Here is a 10121-nt window from a genome sequence, read left to right on the forward strand (position 1 = left end):
TATTAGCCTTGCCCTTCCATGGCTCGTATCAAAGCGCATCCATGCGCTCCTCGTTCATTCTTTTTAAACGACGCGATCGAGCGAACCAAGAAAACGTCGCCCCAACATCACACTTAATCCTCAAATCCTAAGCCGATATAGTGCAACCGTCTTGTAAGGCACGTCCCTGTACCAGACAAGACTTGGCCGACATCCTGTCGGCACATTGCATATCAGCTTACGCTTTTCGGGTGTGATGGAGGGGGAAATAAGTTGTCTGTTAGCTGTCCACAAAGCCATCAGAAACATAGTTGCTTGCAAGCACCACAAGAATTTATCAGCGCCTTGTGTCTCCCTCATCACACCCGAAAGTAAATTGCCAATGAGTCATTTGCGTGAAAAGTGGTGACAGGGCCAAGGATGGCCCTTACACCGAGGTGACGTTCATATTGGTAATTTACTTGAGGAGTCAGTGTGATGTTGGGAGTGCTTTTTCTTTTGCGCAACGATTCTTTGGGCATCAAAGAAAAGTATGTCGTAGCCCATGGATGGGCGTCGAAATCCGTCAGGAGGACATATCAGCCTTACCCTCCATGGCTCGTATCAAAGCGCATCCATGCGCTTCTCGTTCATTCTTTTTAAACGACGAAAAAGAACGAACCAAGAAAACGTCGCCCCAGCATCACACTCAATCCTCAAAAGTCTCCAATCAATTTGAAGGGTGAAATACCATATTAGCGTCGTTAAAAATTTCTCATTTAGAACAACTAAATAGCAAAATTTTTGCCTTGCCTATATGGATATAGGTACCTTGGCGGTAGCAGGACGCGAGAGCGGAGCTACTAAAGCTATTTCTCCGCTTCAAATTGCTCATTTACCTAATACGATTGGTATCGCAACCGCCTTGTAAGGCACGTCCATGATGCCAGAAAAGACTTGGCCGACATCCTGTCGGCACATTGCATATCGACTTATGCTTTTCGGTTGTGATGGAGGGGGAATACGTTGCTTGTGAGATCGTCTACGATTTTAGCGATTTAAGCTGCTTTAAAGCATTGCAAAAACTATCATCGCAGAATGCTTCCTAATTCACAGTGCAAATAGTGTTGTAGGAGACGGTTTACCCGCCGAGAAGTTAAGTTTGTTGGGGGATGAGAGAGTGCCTTGTCATTAGGTATCAAAGAAGCCCATGGATGGGCGTAGAAACCTGTCAAGAGGACGATCTGACTTTATACATAGTCTCGAGTTAATGTTGAACTTTAGTGTGGAACAATCGTATATTGCTCCACACTAAAGTGATTCAGCTAGTCATCTAGCTTTACGGCCCCAGCTATCCTATCTATTTTCACTGAGCCTGAACCTGATTCGGTAATGGTCAAGGAACCGGCATTTACCACACGAATATTTCCAGCGCCGTCTTCTATTTGAACATGGCCCTTAATTGCTTCGATATCCGTATTGCCCGAACCATCAACGATAGTGACATCGCCTTGGGCGTGACGAACTCGAATATTACCGGATTCATCATCGATTTTAATATTGCGTCCGCCTTCAACAACCAGTGAGCCAGAGCCATCGATGATATCTGCGTTACCGCTAAAACCGCGAAGGGTTAGATCGCCAGACTCATCTTCTATTTTGATATCTGTGCCGCCAGTCACATCAATATTACCCGAGCCATCCTCCAACTCTAGTGTATCGACTAATCCCTTTATAGTTATGTCGCCAGAACCATCGTCGATAACAAGTTGCTGGACGTTAGTGATATGGATATTGCCACTGCCGTCATCAATTTCAGCACCTTGAATATCTTCCAACGTGATATTGCCAGAGCCATCATCTAGTTTGATAAAACCTTTGATATTTTTGATGGCTATATCCCCCGAACTGTCATCAAGTGTTAGCGCAAGTTGGCTTGGCATGGTGATGGTTAAGTCAATTCTAGGGCTATTATTGCGATACCATTGTACACCAGAACTTGTATCTGAGTCGGCCACCAATATGGCGGTATCACCTGATTTTTCCAATGTAAGTTGGTAGTTTTCTGCTTCTGTGGTTAACACGGAGGCTTCCACTTGGATGTCTTGTTGATTGTCGTATCCAATGATCTGGATATTACCCGAGGTGGTATTTGCATCAAGTTTGCTGATGTCTGCAGCGTTGAGTTGCAAAGATTTATGGAGTGCTTTGGTTGCTGCTGCGCTTGGAGATATATGCACAACACAGCCAGATAAAAGGCTAAGTGCAGCTAAACTGGTGAAGAGCTTTTTCATTGTTGTTATTTTCCATAGTGGTGATGACATGATGTTATCATCCAGCAATAGTTATACCAGAATGAAGATATAAAAAAATCAATAGATTAAGAAGGTAGCGAACTTTTGAGTGGTCAAAATAGCGAAATCAAATAGTGAGCTGAGCCAAAAGTTTGCAGATATGACTGTCATGTGGTTGTAAATTCGACAATGTAGTCTGACACTATTGTTTGTTTATTTTCCTAACAGTGCAATGAAAGACACGACCAAGCTACACGCTGTCAATCCGAAATCATTCGTTGATAGTCACTGTAAACCAGACGCAGCAGTCTTTTTAGGAGTTGGAAGTGCCGCCAGCGCTGCAACTCTTGGGTGCTCTACCTGTGTATTGACCCACAGAGGCCTACCTTGGTTATTGATAGATTGTGGCTTTGATACGGTGTCGCGTTATAAAAAGCATTTTTCGTCATTACCCGATGCTGTGTTTATCACCCACCTTCATTATGACCATGTTAGTGGATTGGAGCAGCTTTACTTTCAGGCTGCATTGAGTCAGCACCAAATCACGTTATATGCCCCAGCAGAGTTAATCGTTGGGTTGTGTAATATGCTCGCGTACACCGGACTGAGCGAAGGGACTTGCGGCGTATGGCAGGTTTTCCGTTTATATCCAATTTCAGAAAGCTTTCTTCATCGTGGGCAACGTATACATAGTTATGCCGTTCGTCATCATGAGCCCAATAGCGCTTTTTCGTTACATCTCCCAGGTAGCTTGTTTTACAGTGGTGATACCAAAGCTATTCCTGAGCTGCTCCATCACTATGTCAGTAACGGCGAAGTTATTTTTCATGATTGCGGTCTTGCAAACAACCCCAGCCATTGCTCCCTTGATGAGTTGTTGACGAGCTATCGCGAAGACATCATTAAAAATATTTGGGTCTATCATTACCAGCATCAAGAAGATGTTGTGAAGTTCGAACGCGCAGGACTCAAAGCGGTGCTTGCTGAGCAGCCGATTGCGCTTTAATTTTGCGACTGAGAGGTTAAATAGGCTTTTAATTCTCGAACAAACTCGCTGCCGATCTCATGGTGTATCGCTTTTATTTTTTCGGCGCACTCAGTGGTGTTGTTATCAAGTGCCGAATACTCTAACGCCTGTAGATGTTCAGCTAGTACCTCTGCACCCACTGCTTTTGCGGAGGTTTTGAGGTAATGGGCTTCGTCTTTTAACGCTTGAAAGGCACGAGTTTGGTAAGCAGTTTTAATTTTTGCGCAACTAGATTTCGATTGTACTAGAAAGTCGGTGTAAAACTTTTTCGCCGTAGCAAAATCATCACCGATTAAATCGATAAGCACCTGAGGGTTGAGGGTTTTGCTCATTGTGTAAAGTCCATATCTAACCATTTACCTAAGGTGTTTTTAAGCTCTTGTAATCGCACCGGTTTGCTAACATAGTCATTCATGCCACTATCTAAACAAAGCTCTTTATCCCCTTTCATAGCAGCGCCTGTGACGGCAACAATAGGAATGGCGCTGCGCTCTTCTTTGGACTCAAATGCGCGAATTAACTTAGTTAATTCATAGCCATCTATCTCCGGCATATGGCAATCCGTCAACAAAAGCTGATATTGCTGGCTTTTATACATCGCCAAGGCCTCTTTGCCGTTATTGGCGATATCACAGGAAACTCCAAGTCTAGAAAGCTGTTTGACGATGAGTTTTTGGTTAAAGGGGTTGTCCTCGGCAAGGAGTATATGCTGCTTACCACTAGTATCCGATTCATCATCGGTAGGGCTAGATACTTCATCGTCTAGTGAAAGGAGCGCATCTAGTTCACTGAGATCGTTTAATTCACCTAAATCAGTCTCGTCACTTTGCTGACTTACTTTCAGTTTGCTCAATAATTGGCCGATAGCGTATTGAGTCTGCGGTGCAATTGGTTTTGGTGTGGTTAACGCTGTACTGTTCAAGTTAGCAAACGCCTTTTCATCAACAAATACTAACTCTGGAATAGGTGAGCGTATTTGCTCTGCAGAGGGGGCGGCTTGCGTTGTGACAGCACGAACAAGTGCAGTATCGTCAGTCTCTTTGATTTCACTGGGTGACTCGATGACTTTGATCTCATCGCAAAAATGCGTGCAGGCATTGTACAACTGAGTCAGCGCCAACGAACTCTGCCAAGGCGCATCACTTAACCAATAAAGCGTAGTAAATATAATATTGGGTTGCTGCTGTGTTCTTGGACGCCAAATAGGAATGGTAATGGTAAAAGTTGAGCCTTCAGCTGATTTGCTTTTTAAGGCGACCTTGCCACCCATTAAGTCAATAAGCTTGCCACATATTGCAAGCCCTAATCCGGTGCCGCCGTACTTTCTCGTGATAGAGCGTTCGGCTTGTGTAAAGGGGGTAAACAGTTTCTTTTGGACTTCCGGTGCAATGCCAATACCATTGTCTTCTATCTTAAATATCAAGTGAGATAAGGCTACGCCCTCGCACGCCCAGTGCACATTGATGGTGACTTTCGCGCCGCCTTCTCTATCTGCAACGCTAAATTTGATGGCATTGCTGACAACGTTAAAGATAATTTGCCGCACTCTATTTTCATCGCCAATCACTTCTAGCGGTAGCTTTATGTCCTCATGCACCGTTAATTTTACTGATTTGTCTCGCGCGTGGGCTTCGAAGGTTTTGATAATGTTATTGAGCATTTTGGAAGGGGAGAATGGGTAGCTTTCAAGCTCCATTTTCCCTTGTTCAACTTTGGCTAAGTCTAAAATGTCGTTCAATATTGAGACTAAATTATTGGCTGAAATAGACGCAGTTTCTAAGAGTTCTTGGTTATCTTCATCTAGATCTGAGAGCGCCATGAGATCTAAGGAGCCAATAATACCATTCATTGGGGTTCTGAGTTCATGGCTCATCATGGACAAAAAGTCTGATTTAGTGCGATTGGCCTGCTCGGCTTTAATAATCGCGGCTTCAAGATCGGCGGTGCGCTCTGCGACGCGTTGTTCTAACTCTTGATTAATGTGTTGGAGCTTTTTCTGGGCAATATATACATCGGTTTGATCGATAACAACACCATCAATACGTGCTGGCTGACCCTGTTCATCAAGTCCTACAACACCTTTGGCATACACTACAACAATGTCCTGGTCGTTAAGCAGGCCGCGATAGCGCTGTTCAAAGATTTTGCCTGAATTCAATGAGGCTTCTAGCGCTTGCGTAACACGTACTTTATCGTCGGGGTGAAGGCTTGCTTCCCAGAGGTGTAAATTGCCAATATCGTCTTCCGAAAGTTTAAAAATATCATTGGCCTGATGATCCCAATTCCAGATCCATTGATTCGCTACTCGTATTGCTCGCCAAGTACCTATTTTCCCCGCTTGCATCGCAAGTTCTTTACTTTCTTCTGCATCATGTAATGCGACTAACATATCTTTTTCGTGAGTACAGTCAGCTAAAATCCCATAAACACTGTGTGTGCGAATACAATACTTAACTTGCTCTCCCTTAAATTCAAACCAATGAATTGTTCCTCTAACCTCAAGTCGGAACTCAAAATGCAGCATAAGTCCTTGCTCAATATGGTGAGCGAGTAGCTCGGCAAATAGCGGCTGATCTTCTTGGTAAATCATGCTTTTTAAGGTGTCCCAGTCTAGTTCTGCCGAGGCTGGGAGGCCTATCAGTGATTTGAATTTAGGAGAGAAATACGCTGTCTTATTAAGGAGATCGTAGCACCAAACCCCTAGGTTTGCGCTGTTGACGGCGTGGCGCAAAATTCGAGTTTGTTCGTCTTCTAATGGATTTTGACAATAATAAGTAGAGAGCTCGGCAATATGTACAAATATTTCGTTACTGCGAACATCATAAAACGACAGCAAAAATTGTACGTTTGGTGATGTGCGCAACGACACTTGTATCAAAGAACCATCAGCAATCGTCTTTTGCTGTTCTTCTACACATAAAGGAAAGATGAATAAGTCTTCAAGATGTTTATTGATGACGTTATCGACGGGAGCGAACAGTTTTTCCGCAACGGCGGTTGTGTGACTGACATACCACTCAGATGTAACAATCAAAATTGGCATACTGTCTTTTAGTGCTGTTAGCATCGTATCCCCCCATAATATCCTCATAAAACAATATAGCAGTTCATGATTAACTTGCTGGATTTGTGGTCAATCTAGAGAGGTTTAGGAGAATGTGTAAAGCTTGTAGATCGTAGAAGTTTGAGTCTAAGTACCGTACTCATGAGACCCACAGGCATACCGATGCGCACGGTAATACTGAACTGAGCGAATGGCTTAGAAAGAATCGGCTATAAACGATGACGGATTTCACGTTGAGACTAAGCGATTTGCTATATCAAGTCTATAAACTGTAATATGTCTTTGTACCCCAAAAAGGGTGATATGGTTAAAAATAATAAAAGGATTCCAAGTTGAAACGTTATTTATCAGTGGTCATCGCAGGCTCACTCAACGCACTTACGTATAGTGGCCAAGCTTATGCACAGCAAGACCTGACTAATGAGGAGAATATCACCGCGATTGTTGAGCAACAGGTAGCGGCCTATAACAAGCGAGATATAGATGCATTCGTCGCAACGTATCACGATGATGTAGAAATTCACTACTTTCCTGGTGGAATAGCGTATTCCGGGAAAGAAAAACTGAAGAAAACCTATACACAGCTTTTTAATAGGGTCACTTGCCTGAGCGCCAAAATAAGTAACAGAGAGATCCAAGGGCGCTTTGTTGTAGATACTGAGGTTATAGAGTTTTGTCTAATGCGTGATGGTGAGGAATATAAATCAAATTATAAAGCCATCGCGACCTATGAAGTCGTCGATGGATTGATTAAGAGAGTCTTATTCTTAAAAGAAAAATAGTCAGCAGTGTAAAGCAAGATTTTGCTTTCCTCTAACCGTACGAGTACCACATTACTCAGTGGTTTACACCGCCTCTACATTGAGTCTTTCTGCGAGCAGCTGGCGCTGAGTATTTAACCCTCTGTAGTCTCTAAGTCCTGCGATAAGTGCCCTGATTAATACGGTATCGGGGTTTTTACTTTGTAGTTGAGCTTCCAAGAGAGCGATTGTGTGGTCTACGATCTCACGCTTTTGTGGTGTGAGTTTTAGCTTCTGAGACTTTTCTTGGAGCTGTATAAAAGCTTGTTGGATTTTTTGTTCGTGGAGTTGTCGTTTTTTGGCTTCGATCTCTTTTTGGGACGGGAAGTCCTGCTCGGTTAATACCGGCAACAGTGCTTGATTTGGTAGCGCTGTACAAATTGAGTCCATACATGAGACTACCCAATTAACCAGCTTTTCAGTGTCGAAATCAATACCTTCGATCACGGGAAGCGAAAGGTAGTTAGCTATAATACCATCAAGGGTCATCGCAAGATCGGTTTTCCATGGACGAACTTGCTCGCCATAGTTTTCAAGTAAAAAACCTTCTTGTAGCGTAAGCCACGTTAAGCGAAACTCTTGATAGAACATGATCAAGTTATTTGAAAAGCTCAGTGACTCCTCCTGCAATAAGAGCTGAAACATCGCTTGGTACTGCTGTAAATCTTCGTGCTGGAAGCGGATTTGTTGTTTTAACTTGGCAATTGGAGTCAATTTATCACTTTCTAATATCGCTCTTATTTTATCCAGCAGATCCGCTGTTTGACTCTCAAAAACGGCTAATAGTAGTTCGTCTTTTGACTTAAAGTGTAAGTAGATAGCACCTTTCGAAATGCCCACCTTATTGGCGATAGTTTGCATGCTAAAGGCACTATCGCCCTCAGCTAAAAGTAACTGCTCCGCGCATGCTAGTATTAATTTCCGCTTATCAGACATAGCTCCTCCTGTTCACATTGCAGTATACAGTCAATTTAAGAATGACCAATAGGTCAATTTTAAATTGACTAAATTCAAAGTTTGGTCAATTATTATGTTGTCTATTCAACGGGGACATAATAATTATGAACAATACATCATCTTTAATTCAACTAGTCAGGCGTACGCGGCCAAGTCGCCTATTACTATCAACTCTGGTTTTGTTTACACTGATCTCTAGTATTTTAGGTTTATTGGTGCCTTTGCAAACGAAAAATCTGCTGGAAGAACTTGGAGAAAATGGTCATTTTTCAAATGAACAGGTAGTCATATTAATTATGGTATTAGTATTTTCCGCTGTGCTAACAGGGTTGATGACTTATATCATGGGTAAAATTGGCAATGAGCAAAAGCTTAAATTACGCGGAGACCTTTTTCAGCACCTCATTCGTTTGCCTGTTTCTTTCTTTGATAACACAAGGGCTGGGGAGCCGGCGAATCGCATCGTAAAAGACACTGAAATTATTGAAAACCTAGTGAGTGAGCAGTCTGTATCTTTTATATCTGGTGTAGTTTCATTATTTGGTTCTTTTATTATTCTATGGTTTTTAGACTGGCAAATGACACTCGTGATGCTCAGTGCAGTTACGGTTAGTTTTCTGATTATCTTACCGTTTTCCGTAAGACTGACGGATCTGTCTAAGTCATTACAAGATACTGAAGCCTCTATGCTAGGAAGGTTAACCGAGCTGTTTGCTAATATCCGCTTAATAAGAGCACAAGGTGCAGAGAAAACAGAAGCTAAAAATAATAACAATGAATTGAAGTCACTCTATAAAACCGCAATGTCAGAACATACGCTCTTAGCTACCATGGGCGCATTGGTGAATTTAGTGATCATGGCTTCGATAGTGTTAGTACTAGGGTTTGGCGCATCAAGGGTTGCCAACGGTGCGATGACCCTAGGCGCTTTTGTTGCGTTTATTATGTTTTTACTGAACATTGTGTTGCCGATGGGGCAGTTAAGCATGGTGGTAGCCGCTTTTAATAAAGCAAAAGGAGCGGCCGTTCGTATTAATGAGATCTTAGCAACGACACCACCAAATGAAAGTGGTCATACGATTAGCCTGACTGATAAGTCAATTTATTTTCGCAATTTATCTTTTAGTTATGCTAATGATAAACCGGTATTTAAAAGCTTGAGCTGTGAATTCTTAAGTGGAAAGACGACCGCTATAGTTGGGCCATCAGGAGTTGGTAAGTCTACACTCTTTGCTTTGTTGCAGGGCTTTTATCAGGCGCAACGTGGTTACATTGAAATTGCTGGGCTTAATGTTGAAGAGTTAGACCGAGCCAATTTAAGAGCGCAAATTGGCTACGTTGCGCAAGAGAGCCTGCTGTTGTGCGGCACCTTATATGAAAACTTGGTCTACGGTGCTTTTGAGGCAATAGATGATGAACAATTACAGCATGCCATTACCACGGCCGATTTAGCAGAGTTTATAGCGACACTACCTGATGGGTTGAATACTCAAATTGGTGAGCGTGGCATTACTTTGTCTGGCGGACAAAGGCAACGAGTTGCATTAGCGCGAGCACTATTAAAAGACCCTGCATTGCTGCTGTTGGATGAAGCAACGGCAAGCCTTGATTCACAAAGTGAAGCAGCTATTCAAATTGCCCTGAAAAATGCAAAAAAAGGTCGTACTACAATTATCGCCGCACATCGACTCAGTACGGTTATGGATGCTGATAATATTATCGTCATTAACAAAGGTGAGATTGAGTCACAGGGAGATCATCAGTATTTGATGCAACACTCTTCGCTTTACCAAAGCTTAGTGAATAAACAGTTCAACCTTCAAGCTGCAAGCTAATAACTTTGGTTGAGGCCCGTTAGTTGGATAGGTGGAAAGTGAATGAACAGCAACGTCATTAGTAAAAGATTGAATTAGGGCCTGTTGACCTTTGCTGTTTGATTTTTGTTCTCCTGAGTGTGTTTTGGTCGCGACGCTCGACTTGCCGCCTAGTAATCTAGGCAAAAGTTGAGCAACAATGAACAA

The 10121-nt window shown here is 42.8% G+C and carries 8 protein-coding genes; 3 read left to right on the forward strand and 5 right to left on the reverse strand.

Annotated features, from left to right (window positions below; all coding sequences use genetic code 11):
* Positions 1–1283: 1283 nt before the first annotated feature.
* The gene (locus MHN32_RS22895; RefSeq protein ID WP_239422906.1) at positions 1284–2252 is read right to left on the reverse strand and encodes a DUF4097 domain-containing protein; all 969 of its coding nucleotides are present in this window, start codon (positions 2250–2252) and stop codon (positions 1284–1286) included.
* Positions 2253–2484: 232 nt separating this feature from the next.
* Between MHN32_RS22895 and MHN32_RS22900 the strand changes: the two genes are divergently transcribed.
* Complete coding sequence (locus MHN32_RS22900; RefSeq protein ID WP_239422907.1) at positions 2485–3258, forward strand: MBL fold metallo-hydrolase; 774 nt, start codon at positions 2485–2487, stop codon at positions 3256–3258.
* On the opposite strand, the gene MHN32_RS22905 is transcribed toward MHN32_RS22900, so the two are convergent.
* Entirely contained in the window at positions 3255–3611 is a 357-nt protein-coding gene (locus tag MHN32_RS22905; RefSeq protein ID WP_010603970.1) for an Hpt domain-containing protein, read from the reverse strand. The two genes, MHN32_RS22900 and MHN32_RS22905, sit on opposite strands and share 4 nt — an antisense overlap.
* Positions 3608–6346 carry an ATP-binding protein gene (locus MHN32_RS22910; protein ID WP_239422908.1) on the reverse strand — a complete coding sequence of 913 codons (2739 nt, stop codon included), beginning with the start codon at positions 6344–6346 and terminating at the stop codon, positions 3608–3610. Before MHN32_RS22910 ends, MHN32_RS22905 begins: the two co-directional genes overlap by 4 nt.
* Positions 6347–6675: 329 nt before the next feature.
* Between MHN32_RS22910 and MHN32_RS22915 the strand changes: the two genes are divergently transcribed.
* A complete protein-coding gene (locus MHN32_RS22915) occupies positions 6676–7125 on the forward strand; it encodes a nuclear transport factor 2 family protein (protein ID WP_206471703.1) in 450 nt (149 codons plus the stop codon).
* 63 nt (positions 7126–7188) lie between these two features.
* Here the strand turns inward: MHN32_RS22915 and MHN32_RS22920 are convergent, their stop codons facing one another.
* Positions 7189–8079 (reverse strand): TetR/AcrR family transcriptional regulator, encoded by an 891-nt coding sequence (locus MHN32_RS22920; RefSeq protein WP_010603967.1) that lies wholly within the window; start codon positions 8077–8079, stop codon positions 7189–7191.
* Positions 8080–8204: 125 nt separating this feature from the next.
* Here MHN32_RS22920 and MHN32_RS22925 point away from each other — a divergent pair, with 125 nt between their 5' ends.
* A complete protein-coding gene (locus MHN32_RS22925) occupies positions 8205–9935 on the forward strand; it encodes an ABC transporter ATP-binding protein (RefSeq protein WP_275440493.1) in 1731 nt (576 codons plus the stop codon).
* Here the strand turns inward: MHN32_RS22925 and MHN32_RS22930 are convergent.
* The coding region (locus MHN32_RS22930; protein WP_239422910.1) for a hypothetical protein at positions 9897–10121 on the reverse strand (225 nt) is incomplete at its 5' end. The two genes, MHN32_RS22925 and MHN32_RS22930, sit on opposite strands and share 39 nt — an antisense overlap.

It is taken from the genome of Pseudoalteromonas sp. Of11M-6, assembly GCF_022347905.1.
Taxonomy (GTDB): domain Bacteria; phylum Pseudomonadota; class Gammaproteobacteria; order Enterobacterales; family Alteromonadaceae; genus Pseudoalteromonas.

What these genes read in the sequence shown, in the direction of transcription:
- MHN32_RS22910 (WP_239422908.1), bottom strand. Translation starts at nt 6,346, where the DNA reads ATGCTAACAGCACTAAAAGACAGTATGCCAATTTTGATTGTTACATCT.
- MHN32_RS22905 (WP_010603970.1), bottom strand. Translation starts at nt 3,611, where the DNA reads ATGAGCAAAACCCTCAACCCTCAGGTGCTTATCGATTTAATCGGTGAT.
- MHN32_RS22925 (WP_275440493.1), top strand. Translation starts at nt 8,205, where the DNA reads ATGAACAATACATCATCTTTAATTCAACTAGTCAGGCGTACGCGGCCA.
- MHN32_RS22895 (WP_239422906.1), bottom strand. Translation starts at nt 2,252, where the DNA reads ATGAAAAAGCTCTTCACCAGTTTAGCTGCACTTAGCCTTTTATCTGGC.
- MHN32_RS22920 (WP_010603967.1), bottom strand. Translation starts at nt 8,079, where the DNA reads ATGTCTGATAAGCGGAAATTAATACTAGCATGCGCGGAGCAGTTACTT.
- MHN32_RS22900 (WP_239422907.1), top strand. Translation starts at nt 2,485, where the DNA reads ATGAAAGACACGACCAAGCTACACGCTGTCAATCCGAAATCATTCGTT.